The 25615-nt window shown below is 47.5% G+C and carries 12 protein-coding genes; all 12 read right to left on the bottom strand.

The features are described 5' to 3' along the window. Positions 1–156 precede the first annotated feature (156 nt). Positions 157–5319 carry a malto-oligosyltrehalose synthase gene (locus tag C8R11_RS05470; protein WP_107794809.1) on the bottom strand — a complete coding sequence of 1721 codons (5163 nt, stop codon included), beginning with the start codon at positions 5317–5319 and terminating at the stop codon, positions 157–159. Continuing rightward, positions 5316–7169 carry a malto-oligosyltrehalose trehalohydrolase gene (gene treZ, locus C8R11_RS05475; protein ID WP_107794810.1) on the bottom strand — a complete coding sequence of 618 codons (1854 nt, stop codon included), beginning with the start codon at positions 7167–7169 and terminating at the stop codon, positions 5316–5318. Before treZ ends, C8R11_RS05470 begins: the two co-directional genes overlap by 4 nt. Then, positions 7166–9319: a glycogen debranching protein GlgX gene (gene glgX, locus C8R11_RS05480; protein WP_107794811.1), complete on the bottom strand. Its 2154-nt coding sequence runs from the start codon at positions 9317–9319 to the stop codon at positions 7166–7168. The genes treZ and glgX overlap by 4 nt, the downstream gene beginning before the upstream one ends. After that, positions 9312–10580, bottom strand: a complete 1269-nt coding sequence (locus tag C8R11_RS05485) for a glucose-1-phosphate adenylyltransferase (RefSeq protein ID WP_107794812.1) — start codon at positions 10578–10580, stop codon at positions 9312–9314. Before C8R11_RS05485 ends, glgX begins: the two co-directional genes overlap by 8 nt. A gap of 12 nt (positions 10581–10592) precedes the next feature. Beyond that, positions 10593–13919 carry a maltose alpha-D-glucosyltransferase gene (gene treS / locus C8R11_RS05490; RefSeq protein ID WP_107794813.1) on the bottom strand — a complete coding sequence of 1109 codons (3327 nt, stop codon included), beginning with the start codon at positions 13917–13919 and terminating at the stop codon, positions 10593–10595. Positions 13920–13933: 14 nt separating this feature from the next. Further along, positions 13934–15931: an alpha-1,4-glucan--maltose-1-phosphate maltosyltransferase gene (locus C8R11_RS05495; RefSeq protein WP_107794814.1), complete on the bottom strand. Its 1998-nt coding sequence runs from the start codon at positions 15929–15931 to the stop codon at positions 13934–13936. Beyond that, positions 15932–17857, bottom strand: a complete 1926-nt coding sequence (gene glgB, locus C8R11_RS05500) for a 1,4-alpha-glucan branching protein GlgB (protein WP_107794815.1) — start codon at positions 17855–17857, stop codon at positions 15932–15934. It lies immediately after the preceding gene. 703 nt (positions 17858–18560) lie between these two features. Next, on the bottom strand, positions 18561–18968 hold the full coding sequence (locus C8R11_RS05505) for a hypothetical protein (RefSeq protein WP_107794816.1): 408 nt from the start codon (positions 18966–18968) through the stop codon (positions 18561–18563). Between the two features lie 217 nt (positions 18969–19185). Next, the gene (locus C8R11_RS05510; RefSeq protein ID WP_107794817.1) at positions 19186–22263 is read right to left on the bottom strand and encodes an efflux RND transporter permease subunit; all 3078 of its coding nucleotides are present in this window, start codon (positions 22261–22263) and stop codon (positions 19186–19188) included. After that, on the bottom strand, positions 22260–23483 hold the full coding sequence (locus tag C8R11_RS05515; protein WP_107794818.1) for an efflux RND transporter periplasmic adaptor subunit: 1224 nt from the start codon (positions 23481–23483) through the stop codon (positions 22260–22262). The genes C8R11_RS05510 and C8R11_RS05515 overlap by 4 nt, the downstream gene beginning before the upstream one ends. 101 nt (positions 23484–23584) lie before the next feature. Next, entirely contained in the window at positions 23585–24787 is a 1203-nt protein-coding gene (locus C8R11_RS05520) for a PepSY-associated TM helix domain-containing protein (RefSeq protein ID WP_244907555.1), read from the bottom strand. A gap of 50 nt (positions 24788–24837) precedes the next feature. Beyond that, entirely contained in the window at positions 24838–25608 is a 771-nt protein-coding gene (locus C8R11_RS05525; RefSeq protein ID WP_107794819.1) for an HpcH/HpaI aldolase family protein, read from the bottom strand. Positions 25609–25615: the final 7 nt, after the last annotated feature.

Genomic DNA, 25615 nt, shown 5'->3' on the forward strand with positions numbered 1-25615 from the left:
GGACGTTTTGAGCCTGTTTTTAACGCTGCAGCAGCAGCGCCGGCTGTTTTTCAACAGCATCTCTGTTAACCGGAAGCACCAGAATGATTTAATTCAGCTGATCGCAGTTACTGGCTATCGCCCGGCAGATTTAATGATGACAAAGTAGAGCACAATTCACGACTCATCCTCCAGCAATAAGGCAGCTGGAAAATGACGCAAGATGCTGCCGACACTCAGCCGCAGCTCCTTACCAACGCTTTCTGCCTGGTAACGTTCTCCAGTCAACCAGTTATGCCATTTTTTAAAAGGCACCGTAATACAAGTATCGTTCCATATTTGCTCACCAAGAGGATCAGCACCGCCTGCCAACCGAAATACCAATCTTGGCGCAACAACAACGACAGTTTGTTTATCAAGCTGACGTGCGAAAGCGCATATATGATCGGCATGCATCCCGGAAACATCGAGCGGCAAATAGTCTCCATCACGAAACAATTCGAAATAATCGCGCCGAAGTTGCAGGCTTCGCCAGGTCAAATATAACTTGGCGCGCCCGTCTTCGATAGTTTTCATCAAGTCATGACTGAAATGGCATAGCGTGCTGGCCGACGTCACGGCATTTTCCACTTCCGTCAACAACCTGCGCCGCAATACATAGTCCACTGGACGCCGGTTATCCGGATCAACCAAACTGAAATCCCACAGTTCATTGCCCTGATAGATGTCGGGAACACCCGGCGAAGTCAATTTAAGCAAAGTCTGCGACAAACTATTAAACAGGCCTGCACGACTCAGCGGTCTCAGAAAAGCTAAAAAATCCGCCAAAAAAAGATTATTGTCGATGTCATTAAGCACAGCATGTACAAAGTCGGTTACCGCTGCTTCATACTCAGCATTGGGATTAATCCAAGAAGTGTATAACTTGGCTTCTTTAGCCGCTTTGAGCATATATGTCTCGATACGCTCCCGGAATGCTTCCAGGCCTGATTGATCGAGCGGCTCCAACGGCCACACACCCACCAGAGTCTGATAGAAAAAATACTCATCATTTTTGACCGGGACCGGCTGATCATCGACCAGTCGCTTCTTATTGCGATTGAGCCGCGCCCAGCGGCGTACCCGCGACCGCCATTCTTCAGGCAACTCTGTCAGCACATTAATACGCGCACGAACATCTTCGCTGCGTTTGCCATCGTGCGTGGAAGTACTCAGCATAGCATGCGGCCAATTTTGCGCCCGCTCCTGATTCTGATGATGAAAAGCGGATACGGACACACCGAACTTGTCGGGCTCCCCGCCCACCTCGTTCAGAGAAAGTAAGCGGTTATAGCGATAAAAAACCGTGTCTTCCAGTCCTTTAGCCATCACCGGGCCTGTATACTGCTGAAACTTTCTGGCGAAGTTGATTACCTTTTTCTGGTAATCCGCATGTTTACCTTCTGCAATTTCGAGTAAAAGCACCTCGCGCACAAAGTCAAACACAGAATTGTCAGAAGCGGCAGCACGTTTCTTGCTGACGTTAACTGCCCAATCCACATAACGCCGGTCTTCCTCACTGATATGTTTCGGTTGCACATAGGTACGATATACGGGGAAACAGGCCACTATCTGACTCAAAACCTCGCGCAGGCTATTCAGTGTAAAGTCTCGAGTATGACGATCCAGTTCCGCAATGCGGCTGAGTTGCAAAGCCAGCACATTGAGCTCACTAGCCAAAGCGGTGTGTATGATCAACTTTTTACAATCATATACAAGCGCCTCCAAATTGATACTGTAGCCAATAAATTCACGGTAAACCCGCTCCATTTTGTTCTCTGCGGCCGCGTCAACAAATAACCCATTCAACAAATTGGTAAAGTCATAACCAGTTGTGCCGTGCACGGCCCAGTCATCCCGTAACCGCTCATATCTGGCGAGGATTTTTTCTACAAAAAGATAAATCGGTTTGGTTTGCGCTGATGTCGGCGAAGTCTTGCCGATTATTTGATTATATTGTTCAGCAACCCGCATTCCTTGCGTTGCAGCCACCTGGGCTTGCAGCAAGTGAAAATAAGCGGCCGGATTATATAGGCCATCAGGATGGTCGATACGAAGACCTTGAACCTTTTTCTTAGCAACCAATTCCAGCACATACTTATGAGTCGCCACAAAAACCCGCGGATTTTCCATACGCAGCGCGGCTAAATCATTGATATCAAAAAACCGCCTGTAATTGATCTCATCTGAAGCAACGCGCCACGATGCCAGGCGCCAAGCTTGGCAATCCATCAACTCATGCAGTAATCCGACATCAACATGATCATTAAATTCACGCAGATTTTCATCGATAAACCGTGCAATGTCGGCGTCGTGATACAGGCGCGCCAAAGTGGCCTTGTGCACTTCTTTGTCTCTGGCACGCTCAGCAATAAGTGCCGTTCCGGTTTCCGAGCGGAGTGGCAAATTGCCAAAGGCAGTAATGAGCGATCGAAACTCCATCAAACGCAAATCTTCAGCATCTATGAGTGCTTCTAACTGATGTATATTCAGTGCCAAAATGCGAGGATATTCCTGTGGATCAATAGGAAACACATGCTCGTAATAACGAATATGGAATATCCCGTGTTCACTATCAAATACCAGCTTCAGTTCGCCTTGATCCAGTATATTCCCGTAATGATCACTCAGTATGGGCACCAATACCTTACCGCGTAATGTATCCTTCAACGAATCCCAGTCGATATCAAAAAACATTGCATAAACCGATGCCGGCCCGTTCTCCAAAACATCCAGCCACCACGCATTATCGCTGCCCATGACACCCATATGATTGGGAACAATATCCAGAATCAGGCCTACATGATGTTTTTCCAACACATCTGCGAATCTCGCAAAAGCATCTTCACCGCCCAGCTCCATATTCATTCTGTTATGATCAATAATGTCATAACCATGAGTGCTGGCGGGACGCGCCTGTAAACAAGGTGAAGCATAACAGTGACTAATTCCCAGTTGATCCAAATAGGAAACAAGTGCCGTAGCTTGTTCAAACGTAAATCCCCGATGAAATTGCCATCGATAGGTACTGCGCGGAATGACGGCCGTCATTGATGACGTTTGGTTCGCGTACGTTTCCGGCAATGCTTTCACCGCACCGCCACGTTCGTTGCGCAAAGCATTGCCGAAAGCCATTACCCGCAAATCTTCCCCCCATAACTCCAGATCCAACGGCAGCTTCCGGCGCCAGTTAGGATACTGATCAATAGTACCGGGCAAATTGATCTGCTCCATCTGACCAAGGATATCTTCAAGCTGTGTAATCATTACCTGAGAAGGCGTTCTGGCAAGATATCGATGGATGGCTATGGCAAATTCCGTGGTCATTTCCGGAATGGCCACTGGCTGTACGTTGATGCCGGCTGGCAACAGGCTCTCTCGCTCGAGTGCCAGTAACAGGCGGGCACGATTTTCGGCACGCTCGATAATCTGGTGCTCGCGCAGCCCGTCATTGGGAAATAGATCCAAATGCTTGCGTAGCTCTAAATCCAGTCCGAGCCAGTAACCGGCCAGAGTAGGCAAATCATGCGTCGTTACTGCTACCAGCGCCTGCGGTTCAAAATCATGCGGTGATTTAAAACTACCGTCAATTGTCTTCTCGAAATAAAATAGCCGATATGAAAGCACGCCCAGCGGATGCAAAGCTTCGCGGACATCATCCGGCACCGTTCCAAGATCTTCGCCAATCACCAAACAAAAATTACGCTGACTCTCAAGCGCCAGAATCCCCAGCAAGTCTTCGAAAGGATAATGAACATAAGCACCATCCGCCGGGGACTTCCCGGATGGCACCCAAAGCAGCCTTCTTAATGCCATAACATGATCTATGCGCAAGGCTCCGGCAGCACGCATGTTTTGTCTCAAGGTCGCAATAAACGGCGCATAGGCCTGCTCGCGTAACTGCTGTGGATTCCACGGTGGCAGCCCCCAATCTTGTCCTTTCAGATTAAAATCATCCGGCGGTGAACCGATTCGCGCCTGCAAGGCATAAATTTCCTGATTGGACCAGGCTTCAGCACCGCCAACATCTACACTGACAGCAAGATCCTGGTACAAACCGATATCCAGTCCCAGCTCATAAGCACGATCACCGGCCGCCTGAAGTTGACTATGTGCTTGCCACTGTAGATACTCAAAAAATGTGACACGCGTTTCATGTTCAGTCGCAAAAACAGCTACAGCTTCGGACTCTGGATGGCGATAGGGCTCAGGCCAGACCGGCCATCCCCATACTTCAGAATTCTGACGGTGCAACCATTCCTGCAATGCTTCATACAAGGCATGTCGATACAACGTGTCACCCTGTTCCTCTCGAAAATGGTGAAATGTACCAGCGTATTCACTACCGGTATCCAGATGATGTCTTCGAAAATGATTGTACAGAATGTTCAGTACGGACATTTTAGTTTTAGCGACACCTGCATAATCCACCAGTTCAGTCGCTCGTAAAGCACGCAGCTGAGCCTGAAAAGCTTCGTCAGAAACATATTGCCGTGCTTCGGGACATTCGGCAAAATCCGGTATGATTTCTATATCCAAGAACAAGCAATTCAAAAATAAACGGCTGGAAGGACTATATGGGCTTGCATGCTCGGGATTATGCGGAAACAAAGCATGCAGCGGATTCAAACCTACCAGACCAGCCCCTGCCTGCGCCGAAAACTCAAGTATCCGCACCAGGTCTGTATAATCGCCGATGCCCCAATTGCGTGAAGAACGTACGGCGTAAAGCTGAACAGCAAATCCCCATACCCGCCCGTCATTTCGAATCGCCTCCGGTTGATAACAGGTACGAGGCACCACAATAAGCGACATAGTAGCTGGCTGCGTTTCCGGTTGATCGAGATCATACAATTCGAAGCTGTGGTAACCTAGGTCAGGAATTTCCGCTAATTCCAGCAAATATCGCTGCCAGTTTTCTCCCTTAACTGCCTGCTGAGCCACCAGTTTCAAGTCTGCTATACGGAATTCCCCATTTCTTGAATCGTTATTTTCGTATATCAACCTCCAACGGAACCGATGACCGCCTTGGTTTTCAGGGACGCCTATTTCAATGTGAATGAAATCCACATCCTCTCGTACTACTTGGACGGGCGGCAGCACACGACCAAAGTTATTCATTTCTACCTGGACCAGGGCATTTTCCATAGCCTGATCATTTTCCGTGGATATTCCCATGGCGGTAAGTAAATCGCGCTTGGTATTTTGCGATGCCGGGTGATGCTTTCCCCAAATATCCTGATATTCACCAGCAATATAATAATGCGCACATAACTTTTCAAGCAGCGATTGGCGCTTCATGCAGACTCTCCCTGAAGAAACCACCCCGCTGACCAGGCAGGCAATCGATTCGCCGCCAATTCAGTGGGCAAACTGGCTGGAAACGCAAACAAGACATTGCTGGTTTTTAAATCTGCATCTGTATACTGAACTGGCGTCTCACCAAAATTGCCCAGCAAAATCAGCGCAGATCCATCACCTAAATGCCATTGCACCCGTAAACTGGCCTCGCCCAACTGGGCAAATTCTGCCGTATTTCCCTGCATACCGGATAACAATGGCATAATTCTATGATGTCTGAGAGTGAGCAGACGTCTATAAAATGCAAGCCAGTCATTATGTAATGGCATTCGTATATCGTTCCAATCCAGTTTGCTGCGTTCAAAGGTATCCCGTGCATTGGGATCGGGAATAGTTTCTCTTACCTTGGGATCAGCAAACTGCTCAAAACGCGCAAACTCCCGACGCCGTCCCTCGGTAACAGCGGTTGCCAGCTCGTCATTAAAATCACAAAAAAAGAGAAACGGCTGCTTGGCCGCAAACTCTTCCCCCATAAACAGTAAAGGTGGCGAGGGCGCCAGTAACATCACAGTCACCATTGCCTGCAATGCATTCGCATCGACCAGGGAACTGATACGTTCACCAAATGCACGGTTACCGACCTGGTCATGATTCTGCAGAAAAGAAACAAAGGCAGTGAGCGGCAATGTCCGGCTGGGTTCGCCACGGACTGTATCATCCCGGTAAGGAGAAGGCTCTCCCTGATAGCCGAACCCTTCCGTCAGGCAACGCCCCAGATACCAAATGGGTCGATCAGCGTAGTCGGCATAATAACCACCGCGCTCAGCTGTGAGCAGAATATGCATGGCATGATGCATATCGTCGTTCCATTGCGCCACATACTGCCGTGGGTTACCCGATTCACTTCGATTAAGATAATGCGCGGCATTATGATCGTTTTCCAGTACCAGATGCACATAACGATCACGGCCTGGTCCCTGTTTTACAGCTTCGGCCAACTCCTCCAGAATATCGGGTGAAGAGTCATCCACAATGGCATGTACCGCATCCAATCGTAATCCATCAAGATGGTATTCCTCCAGCCAATAAAGCGCATTGTGAATAAAAAACTGGCGCACCGTTTCACTGTCTGCTCCATCGAAATTCAAGGCTGCGCCCCAGGGCGTATGATGGCGTTCGGTAAAAAACTTCGACGCATAAGCGTGCAGATAATTCCCATCAGGGCCGAAGTGGTTGTACACCACATCCAGAAAAACCATAATGCCTTTTTGATGCGCGGTCTGAACCAGATCCTTAAATGCATCTGGAGTGCCGTAGCTGCTGTCGGGTGCAAACGGCAACACACCGTCATAACCCCAGTTTCGGGAGCCTGGAAAATCCGCCACCGGCATCAGTTCAATCGCTGTAACACCCAATTCCACCAAATAATCCAGACGTTTCTTGACCGCAGCAAAATTACCTTCGGCAGAAAAAGTACCCACGTGCAGTTCATAAATAACCGCTTCCTCCCATGGCCGTCCATGCCAGCCGGTGTCTTTCCAATGCCAGCTCCCAGGGTTGATAACCTGGCTCGGCCCATGTACATCCTCGGGCTGAAAACGGGCGGCTGGGTCTGGCACATTCAGATCATTATTGATACGGTATCGATAACGGCTGCCGTCCGTAGCCCGGCCAGTTAGCAACATGAACCAACCGCCATCTTCCTTGGTCATCGACAAAACTGTCTCGCCTGCCACCTGATCCGCCAGACAGAGATCTACCCGCTGAGCCCCCGGCGCCCATAGTCGAAAACGTACCTGCCCGTCATTTTGCAATTCGGCACCAAAAGGCATTTTGTGCTGACGTATCATCGGCTTTGTTTCCGTATATGTGTAAGTAGAACAAGCGAACGTCCTTGAAGCGGATAACTCTCACCACTGCAATACTGTTGCGCAACAAACGGCATTGATGTGTTAAATGTATCGATGAGAACCTGCCAGTTCTGGTCTCCTATAAAATCTGGAAGCTGGAACGATATTTGCTCGTGATGGGCGTTCAGTAAGATCAGAAAGTCATCATCGGTGATTTGATGTCCATGCGCGTCACGCTCATCAATACCTGATCCTGCGAGATAAGTTCCCAGGGAGCGTGCGAAATCATGCTGCCACTGCTCGTCACTCATCTCCAAACCATCTGGATTAAGCCAGATAATGTCTTTTTTATTCTTGATACTGTGCCCTTGAAAAAAATTGCGTCGGCGGAAACTGGGATGTTTTTTGGTCAGCCGTATCAGTTGTTGTACAAAATTGATTAATTCATGATTTTCTTTGTCCAGGTTCCAGTTTAACCAGCTGATTTCGTTGTCCTGACAATAGGCATTATTATTGCCTTGCTGGCTGCGCCCCATTTCATCACCGGCTACCAGCATCGGCACACCCTGCGAAAGAAAAAGCGTTGCCAGAAAGTTACGTTTTTGACGCATGCGCAGAGTGCGGATTTCAGGATCGTCGGTTTCTCCTTCCGCACCACAATTCCAACTGCGATTATGGTCTTCGCCGTCGCGGCTTTCTTCTTGATTGGCTTCGTTATGTTTCTGATTGTAGCTAACCAGATCATGCAAGGTAAATCCGTCATGCGCTGTGATAAAGTTAATGCTGGCATAAGGTCGGCGTCCGCTATGTTCGTAAAGGTCGCTGGAACCGGTCAGTCGATAGCCCAACTCGCCGATCACCCCGCCTTCACCCTTCCAGTAATCACGTACGACATCGCGGAATTTGCCATTCCATTCTGTCCAGCCTACAGGAAAATTACCTACCTGATAACCACCGGCACCCAGATCCCAGGGTTCTGCAATGAGTTTCACCTGTGAGAGCACCGGGTCCTGGTGAATGATATCGAGAAAAGCCCCAAGACGGTCTGCCTCGTGCAACCCGCGGGCCAGCGCAGCGGCCAGATCAAAACGAAAGCCGTCCACGTGCATCTCTATCACCCAGTAACGCAGGCTGTCCATGATCAGTTGCAGTACGCGCGGGTGCATCATATTCAAGGTATTGCCACAACCGGTGTAATCCATGTAATAACGTGCATCGTCCGGCACCGTACGGTAGTAGACGGCATTATCAATACCACGAAAGGACAGTGTCGGTCCGAGTTGATTACCTTCAGCCGTATGATTGTAGACAACATCTAGAATCACTTCGATACCCGACGCATGCAGCGTTTTAACCATAGTCTTGAATTCGTTCACCAGTCCGTTTGCCGCGTAACGGCTGTCTGGAGTAAAGAAACCAATAGAGTTATAACCCCAGTAATTACGCAATCCCCGTTCCACCAGGTTACGGTCGTCTATGAAAGCGTGAATTGGCATCAATTCTATTGCCGTAACACCTAGATGGCGAAAGTGCTCGATTACTGGTTCGCAGGCCAGTGCGGCATAAGTGCCGCGCAGCCAGGGCGGCACCTCGGGGTGTTGCTGAGTAAAACCTTTGACATGTAATTCATAGATGACAGTTTCATGCCAGGGTATATTGGGCGGGCGGTCGTCACCCCAGGTGAATGCCGGATCAATAACCCGACATTTGGGCATGCCACGTGCATTATCGCTGCGATCAAATGAAAGATCGGCACGATTGCTGCTGATTTTGTAACCAAAATGCGCGTCACTCCAACGCAGCGTACCGTGAATATCTTTGGCATAAGGATCAAGTAATAATTTATTGGGATTAAACCGATGCCCTTCTTCCGGTTTATAGGGTCCGTATACCCGATAGCCATATAACAGTCCGGGACGCGCTTCAGGCAGATAACCATGCCACACGCGGTCTGTTTGCTCCAGCAGTTGGATACGTTGGACTTCATGTAGCCCTTTGAGATCGAACAGGCACAATTCAACTTTTTCCGCATGCTCTGAAAATAGCGCGAAATTGACCCCGGCCCCGTCCCAGGTAGCACCCAATGGATAAGGCTTACCAGGCCACAGGCGTGAAAAGTTTTTTTTATTTTGAGTGTGTGTTTTACTCATTATAGCCAGGTCCCCTGCCGCGAGAATCGCGTGCAAAATAACTCACTTCGCCCAACGGCACCACCACCAGACCTGTCGGCGTGACATGATAGCGACGCCGGTCTTCTTCCGGGTTATAACCGATACGGGCATTAGATTCGATAATGTTATGCCGGTCTACGATAACCCGGCGCAAGCGTGCGCCGCGGCAAATCCGCACATAATCCATAATAATACAATCTTCCAGGTCCGCGCCGGGTTCCACAATTGTTTCACGGCGAATGATGCAGTTGCGAACGTTGGCTTGATCTATGACCGTTGCCGCACCAAGTAAACTGTTGTCTATTTGACCGTTTATTATTCTCGCCACCGGCCCTTGATAATTACTGGAAAAAATCGGCCACTGTGGATTAAAAGCATCAAAACGCGGCTGCATTCCCAATACATCCTGGTTGGCTTCAAAATAAGCGTCAAGAGTACCTACATCACGCCAATACCCCATTTCTTCGTATGTCTTTATACCCGGTATTGCATTAGTGGCGAAGTTGTAAGCGAACAGTCTGTGCTTGCTTTTCAACAACATCGGCAGAACATGTCGCCCAAAATCGGTTTCTTTCCGCTGATGCGAAACTTCCAGCGCCTCGATCAAAACATCCGCATTAAACAAATAATTGCCCATGGAAGCAAAGGCCCGGTTTGGATCTGAAGGCATCGCCTTAGGGTGTTCAGGTTTTTCCTGGAACGCCGTAATTCTGCCATCACTATCCGCCTCGATAATACCGAAATCCGATGAACGTTCAATGGGTACCGGCAGTGCCGCCACACTGACGTCAGCCCTTTCTTGCATATGAAACCGCACCATTTGCCGAATGTCCATGCGGTAGATATGATCAGCCCCGAACACTACAACAATATCCGGTTTGTGCTCTTTGAGCAGATTAAGGTTTTGATACACCGCATCGGCGGTGCCTGTAAACCAGGATTTGTCATCTTGCATCTGTGGTGGTGTCACTGTGACGAAATGACCTGGCAGCATGGCAGAAATTCCCCAGGCCTTGCGAATATGTTCGATCAGCGACTGAGACTTATATTGCACCAGTAAATAAATAGCGCGAATTTCTGAGTTAACCAGATTACTCAGAACAAAGTCAACGATTCGATAGCGTCCCCCGAAAGGCACTCCGGGTTTACAACGTTCCGCAGTCAGCGGTTTCAGCCGGCTGCCCTCACCTCCGGCCATCACAAAGGCTAAAATCCTAGGTATGTATCGTTTCTCCTGCATGACGCTACCTCCTCAAAAATTTTCTGGCGCTGTCTTCAAAATTGCCAGCAATCCGGCTAATGGAATACCTACCCATTCGATACGATGATCCAGTTCATAACGCAGCTCGTATAACGCTTTCTCTATTACAAATAGTTCAATTAATTGCTCGGCTTGCACGACATCATGAGGCCATGTATGACAGTCGGCCACACCTTCACGGTAGCCGGATAGAAATGCATCGCGGGCCACCGTTTCCCATTCAAGTGCATAAGGCAGTAGTCGGTCATAATCTGCTGGACGCTCCGCAGTGCAATTGGCCAGCACCACCGAAACGGCGTAGTTGAATGAACGAAGCATACCAGCCACATCCCGCAGGGGCGAATGCTTGATCCGGCGTTCGTCAAGCGATCGCGCCGGTTCTCCTTCGAAATCGATAATGGTAAAGTCATTGCCGGTGAGTAGTACCTGACCCAAATGATAGTCGCCGTGGTATCGGGTCTTAACTATTGTATCGGGCTTGCCGGTTGACAGTTCAGAAACCCGATCCAGCAGCGTTTTTTTCATCAGCAGGAATTCGTCTGCAGTTTTTCTGTTATTTTCCGAGATAGTTTCGCGGCGGGCGTCTAACTGCTCCATTGTGACGTGTACATCCTGACAAACCTGTTCGCGCCAGGCGTGAAAATCTTCCGATAATATCGGCTCCGGCTCAAAAGCGGGATCACCACAGTGAACAGCCAGGGCTTTATGCAACTCCCCGGTACGCAACCCAAGAATATGCATCATCCACTGGTAATCACTGTGCTTGTCCTCAGATTCAGCAGTTATTGTCGGCTTCGTCAAATAATCCTCAAAAAAACGTGTCAGATAATCAACGGTATAAGTCCAACCATCGCCTTGATTTGAAACATAGCCCTGAATCAATGCAAGCGTTACTGAAGTGCCATCATTTTCATGGTACTCAATGGACCCGACAACCGGCGAGATATTACGGTAAGGCGAAATCTCAGTCAAAAACCGCCCCATTTCCATTTCCAGATTGACCCCGTCCCGTATCTGTCGATAAAATTTAAAAAACAACCTGTCACCAAGAATCGCTGCGCTGTTAGTACCTTCTACAATGGGTCGCCGCAAATCTGTCAGCATGGATTTGTCAACGAGCCGCGAATAAGCGGAGGTTGGGCAAAATTTAATTACACCTGAATCCACAGCAAATTCCAAAGACGCAGCCATCGCGTCAATAATCGCAAGGGAAAAAGACGCATCACAAAGCGCATCAAAAATAATGCCTACACTGGCCCGCTGACGTATCTTGGCTAAAGCGACAGGTAGCAGTGCCCGGATGGGCATTTCGTCAGGCTCGCCCCATCCGATCGCCAATTGCAGAAAATAAATTTGGGTTTTCCCGGTAACAAAATGAACCTTGATCCATAACCACAGCCAGGTATGCTTTTTTTCTGGCCAGGTTGTCAACGTCATGATCTCCACGCGTTCAAGCGGTTCAGCTTTGGCAGCAAACCAGCGTTGCGTTGGCAAGTATCCCGGCAGAATTTCTCGTTCCAGCTGACTGCGCAATTGCTTCGCCATGGTTTTCCGAGAAGCCTCTGATTGCTCGGGAAAGAAGCTGCGCCAGCCATCAAACAATACCAGCACAGGCAATTCCAGCGGCGACAGGGCCTCCACATGCCACGCCGGGGCTTCTGTATTGGCGGTAAGACAAAACCAGTAGAAATTATGTCCGGGCAATGTTAACAAGTAGGGCAAATCACCAATCGGCGGAAACACAGTTCGTCCCAGCATTTCAACGGGTACCTTACCCCTGAATCTGGACAAATCGAGTTCAACCGGCTGAGCGGAGCGGGATAAATTAGCCACACACAAAATAGACTCTTCACCGTATTCGCGGATATACGCGAGAATTTTTCGATTACCGGGACTTAAAAACTTAAGTGTGCCGCGCCCAAATGTAAGATGTGACTGACGTACTGCAATCAGGCGTTTCATCCAATTTAACAACGAGGCTGGCTTACGGTTCTGTGCTTCCACGTTTACCGCTTCATAGCCGTAGATCGGATCCATGATAGGCGGCAGATAGAGAAATTGCGGATCTGCCTTGGAAAAACCGGCATTACGATCGGGACTCCATTGCATGGGCGTACGCACACCGTGACGGTCACCCAGAAAAAAATTGTCTCCCATACCGATCTCATCACCATAATAAATGATAGGTGATCCCGGCATGGACATAAGCAAACTGTTCATCAGCTTGATTTTATCGGGATCGTTGTCCATGAGCGGCGCTAAGCGGCGGCGGATACCCACGTTGATACGCATGCGCGGGTCAGCCGCATACCGTTCGTACATATAATCCCGTTCCCGGTCGGTAACCATCTCCAGCGTCAGTTCGTCATGATTACGCAGGAAAATTGCCCATTGACAGGCATTCGGAATCTCAGGCGTCTGCTGCATGATTTCTACAATTGGATAGCGGTCTTCCAGTGCGACAGCCATGTACATGCGCGGCATCAATGGAAAATGATAAGCCATGTGACATTCGTCACCTTGCCCAAAGTAATCCTGCACATCCTCCGGCCATTGATTGGCTTCCGCCAGGAACAAACGATTCTGGTAATGCGCATCGACAACAGATCGCATATGCTTCAATACAGCATGTGTCTCGGGCAGGTTCTCATTGCTGGTGCCATCTTTTACGCACAAATAGGGAACGGCATCCAGACGAAGTCCGTCAACCCCCATATCCAGCCAGAAGTTCATGACCCGGATTACGGCTTTAACCACCTCAGGATTGTTGTGGTTGAGATCCGGTTGATGGTGGAAAAAGCGGTGCCAATAGAAAGCCTGAGCAACGTCATCCCAGGTCCAGTTGGAAACCTCACTGTCGGTAAAAATGATGCGCGTTTCAGGAAATTTCTGACTGGTCTGGCTCCATACATAAAAATCCCGTTTCCTGCTGTCTGCCGGCGCGCGGCGCGCAGCCTGGAACCAGGGATGCTGATCCGATGTATGATTGATCACCAATTCGGTGATTACCCGCAAACCTCGGCGATGCGCTTCGCGCATGAAGTTACGGAAATCCTTACGTGTACCGTAGTCTGGATGAATGTTGCGATAATCGGAAATATCATAGCCGTCGTCGCGCTGCGGGGATGGATAAAATGGCAGCAACCAGATGGTGTTCACGCCCAGATCCTGGATATAGTCCAGTTTTTGCGTCAGTCCCCGGAAATCACCGATACCGTTGTTATCATGATCGAAAAAAGCCTTAACATGTAACTGATAGATAATCGCATCCTTGTACCAGAGTGGATCGTCTTGCATGCCTGCCCCCTGCCAATCCATGTTATCTCCTCTTGTTACAGATAGTAATCAAAATCCTGTTCACTGCGCACACGTCGGCGCAGACGAAATATGTGAACAGGTACAACATGAGGCTGCAACTCGACATAGTTGCGCGGCCCATTCCAGATAAAGCGAGCGTTACTCAATAAATCATGCACTTGATAAGAGCGACCAGCTTCTAATCCAAAAGTATCCAATGGAATATCGACCCAGCCCGATTGCGTATGATGAGGATCCAGGTTGACCACTACTAAAACGATATTAGTCAAATCCTCTGTTGTTTTACTGTAACAGATAAGCGAATCGTTATCTACCGATTGAAATTGCAATGTCCGGTTGTGTTGCAGTGCAGGGTTTTCCTTGCGGATACGGTTGATTCGGGCAACATAATCTTTAAGGCTATCGTGCCGGTTCAGCTCCCAGTTTCGGATTTGATATTTTTCCGAATTGAGATATTCCTCGCTACCGGGTTTTCGCGGTGTATTCTCGAATAACTCGAATGCCGGACCATAAATGCCGTAACTGGCGCCCAACGTAGCGGCAAGCGCCAACCGGATCATGAAAGCCGGTCGGCCACCAAACTGCAGATATTCAGTCAGTATGTCCGGTGTATTCGGCCACAGATTAGGACGCAGGTATTCACGTTCCGGGCCATGGGCAAGTTGCACAAGGTATTCTGTCAGCTCGTGTTTGGTGTTACGCCAGGGAAAATAATTATATGACTGACTGAAACCCAGCTTGGCCAGATAATGCAGCACCTTGGGCCGGGTAAATGCTTCAGCCAGAAAAATAGTTTCAGGATGGTCGCGTTTGATGTTGGCAATCAACCATTCCCAGAAATAAAAACTCTTGGTATGGGGATTATCCACCCGGAAAATTCGCACGCCCTGTTCAATCCAAAAACGGAAAACATCCTCCAGTTCAACCCATAAACCTTGCCAGTCCGCGGTTTCAAAATCAAAAGGATAGATATCTTCGTATTTCTTCGGCGGATTCTCAGCATATTGCACGCTGCCGTCGGGGCGATGCCGGAACCACGCAGGGTGTTCCGTTACATAAGGATGATCCGGTGAACACTGAAAAGCGATATCCAGGGCAATTTCCAGTCCATGGCCGCGGGCGCGGGTCACCAGGCTACGGAATTCCTGCAGGGTACCCAGTTCAGGATGGACACTGAGATGCCCGCCTTCTTTTGAGCCGATCGCCCATGGACTGCCCGTGTCGGATTCATAGGCTATCAAAGTGTTATTGCGGCCTTTGCGTTTAGTATGACCGATGGGGTGTATGGGCGGCAGATAGAGCACATCAAACCCCATTTCGGCGATATAGGGCAGGCGGGCTTCACAATCTGCGAAGGTGCCATGACAATCGGATTGTTCACTGCAGGAACGCGGAAAAGTTTCATACCAGGCGCCAAAGCGGGCCAACTCCGGATCAACCACCACCACCAGTGTGTGATCATAAATAGTGGTCAGCAGAAGGTCGACGTTACGTGCCATAAGCTGAGCAAGTTCTTCTCCCATCGCCACGTCCATACGCGTATGCCGGTCATCATTATCGTTCAAAATCCGTGCAGCTTGCTGCAGTTTTTTTGCATCTGCACCTGACGCATGTTTCGCAGCCGCCTCAATGAGTTCCGCCCCCACCAAAAGCGCAATATCAATATCTTCCGGTTCGATACGCCTGGTCAGATCATGGCGCCACGATAAAAAATGATCAATCCGGGCGGCGACGGTATACAGATAACGCCCTAGATCCCGCACCGGGAATGAGCCCTGCCAGCGATCATTGCCTAATGGCTTCATCAATACAGTATGCCATTGTGCACTGATTTCATTGCGATACTGTAACTGACATTGAATATGATCATGGCCATCGGTGAACACATCGGCTTCCACTACAACGGATTCACCCACTGTACGTTTAATAGGAAAACGCCCGCCGTTTATCTGCGGTGTTACGCGTTCAACGACCACGCGACGTCTGCCTTCTTTGGGTAAATTATGTACCATTTATGCCTCCGACTTGAAAAAAAGAACCGCCAGCGGCGGCAGATTCAATGCCAGCGAATGAGATCTGTCGTGCAGATTGACAGGTGCAGCTTCTACGCCACCGAAATTGCCATAACCGCTACCCCCGTAGATAATGGCATCACTGTTCAGTGCTTCGCACCACCACCCGCCGCGCGGCACTCCCACATGATAGTTGATGCGCGGAACCGGGGTGAAATTGCACACCACCAGGATGATATCGTTGTTGCGCTTCGCTTTCCTGACAAAGCTTAAGGTACTCTCTTCCCAGTTGTGACTGTCGACCCATTCAAAACCTTCAGATTCGAAATCCTGTTCATAGAGCGCCGGTTCGCTGCGATAGAAATGATTCAGGTCTCTTAACCAGTCATGTATGCCGCGGTGCGGTGCCTGTTGCAGCAGATGCCATTCCAGGCTGTGATCATGGTGCCACTCACGCCATTGCGCAAACTCACAACCCATAAACAGCAGCTTCTTGCCGGGATGGCCGTACATATAGCCGAAAAGCACCCGTAGATTGGCAAACTTTTGCCATTCGTCGCCAGGCATCTTGCCGATCAAGGAGCCCTTGCCATGGACTACTTCGTCATGTGAAAAGGGAAGCAGAAAGTTTTCATGAAATGCATAGCACAGACTGAAAGTAAGCTGATCATGATGGTGTTTTCGAAAAACCGGTTCTCTGGAAAAATATTTCAGTGTGTCGTGCATCCAGCCCATATTCCACTTCATCCCAAAACCCAGACCACCCAGGTAGGTAGGGCGGGAAACCGCAGGCCAGGCGGTGGATTCCTCAGCAATCGTCTGTACATCCGGATAATCCCTGTATACCGCTTCATTCAAACTGCGCAGAAACCCGATCGCGTCCAGATTCTCATTGCCACCGTGTTTATTGGGAATCCATTCGCCTTCCTGTCGACCGTAATCCAGATAAAGCATGGAAGCGACTGCATCTACGCGCAAACTATCGACATGATATTTGTCCAACCAGAATAAAGCGCTGCTCATCAAAAAGGAACGGACTTCATGACGCCCATAGTTAAAAATATAACTGTGCCAGTCAGGATGGTATCCCTGCCTGGGGTCAGCATGTTCAAATAAATGCGTGCCATCGAAGTAGCGCAAACCGTGGACATCGTCAGGAAAATGAGAGGGCACCCAGTCCAGAATCACACCTACCCCCCTCTGGTGCAGACAATCAACGAGATACATGAAGTCCTGAGGTGATCCGTAGCGCGCAGTTGGCGCAAAATAACCGGTCGTCTGATAACCCCATGAACCATAGAAAGGATGTTCTGTTATCGGCAGAAACTCGACATGCGTAAACGCCATATTGCTGATATAGTCAGGCAACCACTCGGCCAGCTCCCGGTATGTAGGCAGGCGATCCGCTTTTTCCTGCATGCGCCGCCAAGAACCCAGATGCATTTCATAAATGGACAAAGGTGCATTCAGACTGTTGTCTCTGGACCGGCGCTTCATCCATGCATTGTCGTTCCAGTGATAATCCAGCGCACAGACTTTTGAAGCCGTTTTGGGTGGCGCTTCCCAACAAAAGGCGAAAGGATCACCTTTGTCTGCCTGATAATTGTGATGTCGTGAAACGACGCGATACTTATAAGTAATATTTTGTCCGAGACCCGGTATGAACCCTTCCCAGATTCCGGAACCATCCTCACGTATTCTTAAAGGATGCGTATCGGCGTCCCAACTGTTGAAATCGCCTATCACCGAGACGTACCGGGCGTTAGGTGCCCACACTGCAAACAATACGCCGCTCTTGTCCTCAATGGTCAGCATATGCGCGCCAAGCTTGTCATAAAGCCTGACATGAGTACCCTGTTTGAAAAGATAGATATCGTTGTCTGTCAGCAACGTGATGCCATACTTTATCGATTCTGTCGTATTCATGCCGCTTCTCCCAGTACCGGAAATTTAAAGGGTTATTTGCCGGACTCAATCATTAACATTTTTCTGCAAAATCCTGATTATTCTAAAATGGATGTGTTATGCAATAAAATTTTCCATATCGACATCACATTCAAATCTCGGATTCTTGTGGCTGAATCAGTCTATAATTTTCTATTAGTTTACAGGGTTGGAAAGAAACAATGTATGAATATGCACTATAGAAATGATGCATACAGTTAATTTTCCCCTGTTACTGGCTTGACAGATTTCTTGACAAAGGCTGTACGTTACGACGAATTATCCTGCGCACCCTTTACTCGTCATTTCTAAGCTGTTGGAGTACCAGGAGCTGAATGTCTTGTTGCAAAAGATGAGTCATTGCAGATACCACACGACATTAAATCAATTACCAAAATTTACCACCTATCAACATCCAAAGGCTTTCAGCAACAAGAATTAAATAATTGTATTAAATACTTATTAATGAATATGATGAAAAATATTCAGCATTGATTTCTGGCCTTTTCCTGGCAATTTTTGCATGTTGTCTAACACATCATCTGTTACGGTAACGTTTCTCAAACGATATGTCAGCCCATAAAAAAACCCACCGAAGTGGGTTGTGAAGATTACCATTTAAAACAATGGAAACTACAGGGTTGCTTTTGACTGTTCTTTTAAAACCATATGGGTGGCACCAAGTCTATCCTTTAATCTTGCCTGATTCGGCGAATTGCTTGCGATTTTTTTGCTTTTCGGCCATTTTGTTATGGTACGCAGCTTTTTGCAGATTTTCTACTGCAGCTTTTTCGAATTCGTGAATTTTATAAACTACATGCTTTTTGATACGTTGCCCGTTTCTACCCAGGAAGCTGGTGCTGGGCTTATGATTGATCGCTTCTACCTGTTCTTGTATTTTAGCCTGCATCTCTTTGGCCTGATCTTCATAATAGTGCGCCAACGTTTCATGATCGGTATTACCTGCGGCATTCATTACAGTTGATCTGGCTTGTGTGTCTTGTTCGGCTGCAAAGGCGATTGATGGCAGCTTGATCATCATAAGAGCAAATATGAATAGAATCGTGAAATATTGAATGGTTGCTGTTTTCATGATGTTATCTCCTTCAATCAAATACTAACTGAGGATCAAGTTTAAACAAGGCAATACCTAAAGTATATTGGGGAGACTATTATTTTATTCTAAGGGTAACCATTAGCCTGTGTGACAATAATTCTCAACATTATTGACATAAACCAATAAAATGGATCAAGGTAATTCCATCAATCGATCAAACCATTAACACCCTTCCGACAATTGATGGATTATCTTATTTATTTAACTCATGCCTGCCTATTCTTGATTTAAATTTATCATCCAGATAAAGGTAAATAACAGGCGTAATAAACAGCGTAATCACCTGCGAGAACAATAGTCCTCCGACCACTGTGAGACCAAGTGGCTGACGCAGCTCAGCACCCGCACCAAGACCGAAAGCTATGGGAAGCGCGCCCATTAATGCGGCCACCGTAGTCATCATAATCGGCCGAAATCGCAATAAGCAAGCAGACCGAATGGCCTCAATCGGTTTAATGTGCATACTACGTTGCGCATCGAGCGCAAAATCAATCATCATAATTGCATTCTTCTTCACTATCCCAATCAATAACAAAATCCCGATCATGGCAATAATCGATAATTCAATATTGAATAACCATAATATCGCCAGTGCGCCAGCAGCCGCTGAAGGTAACCCGGAGAGAATAGTGATGGGATGTATATAGCTTTCGTACAGCACCCCCAGCAAAACATAAATCACAAAAATTGCCATGATGATCAACACTATCTGGCTCATCTGAGAAGATTCAAAGGCTGCAGCATCTCCTGCATAGCTCGCGAGCACACTTTCAGGTATATTCAAATCCTGTTTTAGCTCAGCAATTCGCATCGAAGCATCCCCCAGTGCAACACCGGGGGCCAGATTGAAAGAGATTGTTACCGATTCCAGTTGTCCGGTATGGTTGATGGCAACTGGCCCCACCTCACGTTCTGCGAAAACAACAGTAGATAATGGTATTAATGTACCATTTTTGCCGCGCAAATGAATTTTGTCAAAAGCACTTTCATCCATTTGATCCTCGGCTATAACCTGCATAATAACTTTATAGCTGTTACTCGAAGTATAAATCGTTGAAACCTGGCGTTCACCAAATGCGCTATAGAGAACAGACCGGATATCTGCCATTTGCACACCCAGCAAATTGGCCTTATCACGATCAATATTAAGCCTCACTTGCAAGCCTTTCAACTGCATATCACTGGTAACATCACGAAAAATATGCTGCTCCTTAAGCATATGCGATATTAGTTTATCAGCGGCATTATGCAGATTATCGGAATGTACACTGCGCAATACATATTGATAACGACTTTTACTCGTGCGTGCACCGAGTCTCAGATTCTGAACAGGACTGATAAAAACTCTTATTCCAGGAATCGCGCCCACATCACGACGTAGTTTTTCAGCTATTTCCTCTATGTGCGGGCGCTCATTACGCGGCTTAAAAGTCACGAACATGCGTGCATTATTGCTGTCTGTAACATTGATACTCAGGATTTCGACTGCGGGATGAATTCGTATTACCTTTTCCGCCTGTTGCAATAAAGTAACCATGGCGGGAAAAGAAATATCCTCAACTGCTTCCACAGTAATAATTGCCTGTCCGGTATCCTCATTCGGAAAAAAGCCTTTAGGTAAAATCGTAAACAATACGATTGTCGCTATCAAAGTGCTCAGTGCAATTCCAAGTATTATGCGTTTATGAAGTAATGCCCAGTCAAGCGCACATTCATATATTTTCGATATTCGGACAAAACCACGCTCAAACCATTTCTGCCACTTGGCATTTTTTTCATTTCTTATTAATGGCTCTGCCAGATACCGACTAGCCATTACAGGAACAAGTGTCAGCGATACTAACGCTGACGTCAATACGGCAATCCCGACAACGGCAGCAAATTCATGAAATAACAATCCAATTACACCGGGCATAAAAAAAACTGGTATAAAAACCGCAACCAGCGAAACAGAAATAGAAATAATAGTAAAGCTAACTTCCTTTGACCCTTGCAATGCTGCTTGCAGCGGTGGTGCACCATTCTCGATATGGCGTACAATATTTTCCAGCACAACTATGGCATCATCAACAACCAATCCGACCGCGAGTGTAATGGCAAGTAATGAGATATTATTCAGGGTATAGCCGAATAATTGCATGAAAACCACTGCTCCCAGCAGCGATATCGTCAATGACAGCGTTGGTATCAAAATTGCGCTGGGCTTGCGCAGAAAAACAAAGACCACCAAAACAACAAGCATAATCGTCAGAATCAGCGTCACTTCAATGTCATGAATGGCGTCCCGGACGGAAATTGACCTGTCACTGAGCAACTTGAGTTGAACTGATGACGGCATCTGTGCATTTAATCCAGGCATCAGCATTTTAATCGCATCAACGGCTGCTACAGTGTTCGCTCCTGGTTCACGCTGTACTGCCATTGTAATTGCACGTTCACCATTAATCCAGATTGTACTTTTAATTGATTCCACACTGTCTTCAACCTGTGCCACATCTGATAAACGTACCGGGGCGCTCCCTTGAGGCGCTGCCACAATAAGATCGGCAAATGCTTCGGCATTATTGAGTTGACGATTGGCTTGAATAGTCAGGGTCTGACGTGACCCATCAAGTGTACCAACCGGTGAATTAGCATTTGCAGTACTCAGTACGTCCGCAAGATCATCAATCGTTAAATTACGTGCGGCAAGGGCTGCAGAATTCACGCGTATACGTACAACATACTTTTTTTGGCCATTAATTTGCACCTGCGCCAAGCCTGGAAGTGCAGATATAGCAGGCGATATCAGATTCTCAGCAAATTCGTTCAAATCCGCCAGCGGCATTGTAGGTGATGTTAAAGCAAGATGAATAATCGGCGCTTCGGCTGGATTGATCTTGCTGTAGGACGGTGGCAAGGTCATTTCAGCAGGCAGCAAGGGCTGGACACGCAGCAATGCTGCCTGCACATCTATGGATGCTCTGTCCATCGGATGATTCTGATTAAATTCCAGTGTGACTGAACTCTCACCGAGTATGCTTGCTGAGCTGATCACAGAAAGACCTGAAATGGCGGATAATTCCCTTTCCAATTGAGTCGCCACCGCAGAAGCCATTGTTTCAGGACTGGCACCTGGAAGTTCAGCTTTGACCACAATAGTGGGCGCATCGTAACTGGGCAATGCAGCAATTGGCAGATTATTATAAGCAATGACGCCAGCTATGATTAGCGACACTGATAATAATACCGTCATAACCGGACGGCGAATGCATAATTCAGATAGATTCATTGCGTCTCTATTTCGAAGCCATGTTTTTCTGAAGCACTCCGATCTGGAGTTTGGACCAGCCGGTTACTGGCCTGAAGGACGCTATAAGCGGTGTTATCATAGGTGGCCGATTCGACGACAACACTACCTGGCGTTATATTCTGAGCACCTTCTGCAACAACCCGCACGCCAGACGCGATGCCTTCTCCTTCAATTACAGCAAGACCATCCTGGATCAAGCGCACATCAACTGGCCGAAAAATTACGCTGCTATCTTGCTCTATTACATAAACAAATTTTTTCTTGGGACCAGTTTGAACTGCCTGCGCAGGAACTGTAAAAACACCGGCAAGCAGTCGCGGTGCAAGCATAACTTTGGCGTACATTCCTGGCCAAAGATAGTTATTTGAATTGGAAAATTCAGCCTTAAGACGAATAGTGCCACTCGCGGTATCTACTGCGTTATCAACAAATATTAAAGAACCTTGCTGTATAGTCTGTTCTATTTGCACACTGACATTTACCTGCCCTTTTGTAAGTGCTTGCTGTATGGTATTGAACTCCCGCTCTGGCAACGAAAAGCTGATATGCATCGGATCAATTTGCGTGATGCTGACCATTGCAGCATCATCTGGCGTTACCAAGCTTCCCGGATTCACTGGTATCGCACCTGTACGCCCCGAAATGGGCGCAATAATCTCAGTAAAACTGCGGATCACATTTGTTGCTTCCACAGCTGCGCGGTCGAATCCAAGCTGGCCGCGCAGACTATCCACTTGACTATGTACCGCATCCAGAGCCGCATGCGAAATAAAGCCCTTATCGAACAACTCTCGGTGGCGTTGAAGCTGCCGTTCGGCATTTGCCAGATCGGAACGGGATTTAGCCAGCCGCGCTTCAGCTTTCCTGTGATTAGCCTCTGCAACACGCGCATCCAATGTAAACAATTTGTCACCTTTCTGAACAAACTGACCCTCCCTAATATGTACGACTTCAATCGTAGCGCTGATCTGTGGGCGTACATCTACCATCTGTTTCGCTGTCACAATCCCGTTGGCTACAAGTCTGACAGGCACATCAATCTGAGAAACTTCAGCACTCACTACCTGCACGACATCCCTACGTACATCTTTATCATTTTGAGCGGAACCCGCTTGCTGGTACCAAAACCAGATACTGTATAACAATGAGACAAATAAAAAACTTTGAAATATTGTTCGTATGATTTTCACATTAAACATTGTGGATTCAGATCCTGTTTCTTCGAAATACAAACACCGTTATTAAGTCCAATTCTTTGAGCGATAAAATTTGAAATAAAAAAATAAAAATATTAATTAAATCATGATATTAATTTATAAAATAGACGCAAAGTCCAAGCCCCAAAGCGCTTACTCACACAAAAACAATAATCTAAAAGATTACCTGCGTATTTAATCAAGGATACCTTGTAAACTTGCTTGCGCTTCTCTGTCTTTCTCTTATTCCGCCACATAACATAGCCAGTAAAAAACAAGACGGTCATAAAAAAACCGGCAATTGCTTGTAAAATACGGGTAGGCAGTCCACCTGCCACACCCACATGTACTGGATACAGTAGGTTATAGATGCGCGTCCCCAAAGGAGCTGTTAACGCATTCTCGAACAACAGCATTTCGCCTATATATTGATCGAAAAAAATAAAGCTCCTGCCGTTGGGGTGAAGCTCTGCTGAATTTTTTTTCCGAACAATCCAGGAAGATTGCGGCGTTTGTGGAAAACTTATCCAGGTTGTTTGAACAGGCAACAGGCGATCAGCCTGTTGTAATAAATCATCAACTGAAGGTAATCTGTTCGTCTTCCTAGACGGATCGGATAAAGGTGACGCCAGCCTTGGCGGGCTAACTGTCAGAAAATTAAACAACTCGGCAGTCGTTTTATTAAAGACCAGGCAAACGCCCGTTATGGCAATGATCAATAGAAAAAATACCGTATAGATCCCGAGTGCGCGATGCATATCAAAAATCACCTTTTTCCAGGAACTCGACCAGTTCACACCGAAACCTTGAGAGACTCTGCCGCTTGGTGGATACCACAAGTAAAGACCGGTAACTCCCATACAAATCAACAACAATCCACCAACGCCAAGAATAATTTTTCCACGTTCTCCAAATAGAAGCTGTGTGTGCATAAGCGTTACCCAGCCCATGAATGTATCTTTTTGTTGGTGTGCACCGATTAACTCACCACTGTAAGTATCTGCATAAACAAACAAATCATGCGCATTATTCATTTTCAACAGATAGGTCTGCTCGGGCATACGCGGCATGCGGAGAGAAAAGATGCTGTCCTGCGGGTATGCGCGTTTGACCGCATCCAATATAGTTTGCACGGGAACCCGCTCGACACCTGCTTCCGTTGTCATTAATTCTGGATATATGAATGTCTCGATTTCCTCCCGGAACACAATCAAACTACCAGTCAGCGAAACGATAACCAGAAAAAAACCAGCCACCAAACCAGTGTAAAGATGCAAATTAAAAACGATTCGACGCACTTTCAACATAGAAGACGTTTTGATGCGATATTCCGTCCAACAGTTATTTTCTTTAAAAATTAATCTAATTGCTTAAATCCTGCCAGATGCGCTTTGATCGCACGGCATCCCACTCCCCTGTCATCTCCCAGCAAATACGCCTGAATACAATATTTCTGTTCAATTTCGGACCGACTGGAGGCGCGGGGAACAGCACAAAATGGAATGCTTCTGTTAAGGCATGTTAAAGCGATTTTATCGATGGCATGTTGCACGTGCGGATGCAGCGGCTGTCCTGGCACGCCATAGGACTGGGACAGATCGATCGCGCCCTCGAGCACCATATCGATGCCAGGGACAGACAAGATGTCATCCAGATTCTCAACACCCTCCTTATCTTCGATCATGACAACCACCATAATCTCCGAATTGGCGCGTTCGAAATAGGTAAGCAAATCAATTGTTCCAAAACCCGTTGTGCGCCCTCCGCTGATCCCGCGTTTCCCTGCCGGATAATAACGGGCTGCTGCAACGGCTTGCTCAGCTTCTGCACGACTCTGCACATGCGGCACAACAATACCTTGTGCACCACAATCCAAAGCTCGCAAGATAGTTCCTGGATTCGCATCAGGTACGCGCACCAGCGGCGTAATTCCGGCGCACTCGGCTGCCCGTATCATGTTTTCAATGGTTTCTGGATTAACACAAATATGTTCCATATCCAGAATAACGAAATCATAGCCAGCGTAGCCTATCATCTCGACCAACAGTGGCGACGGGATCGAATTCAGCAATCCAAATACAGTTTTTTTATTACCCAGTTCACGTTTAAGTTGATTGATTTGTAACATATTCTGA

The organism is Nitrosomonas aestuarii, assembly GCF_003046585.1.
GTDB classification, from domain to species: domain Bacteria; phylum Pseudomonadota; class Gammaproteobacteria; order Burkholderiales; family Nitrosomonadaceae; genus Nitrosomonas; species Nitrosomonas aestuarii.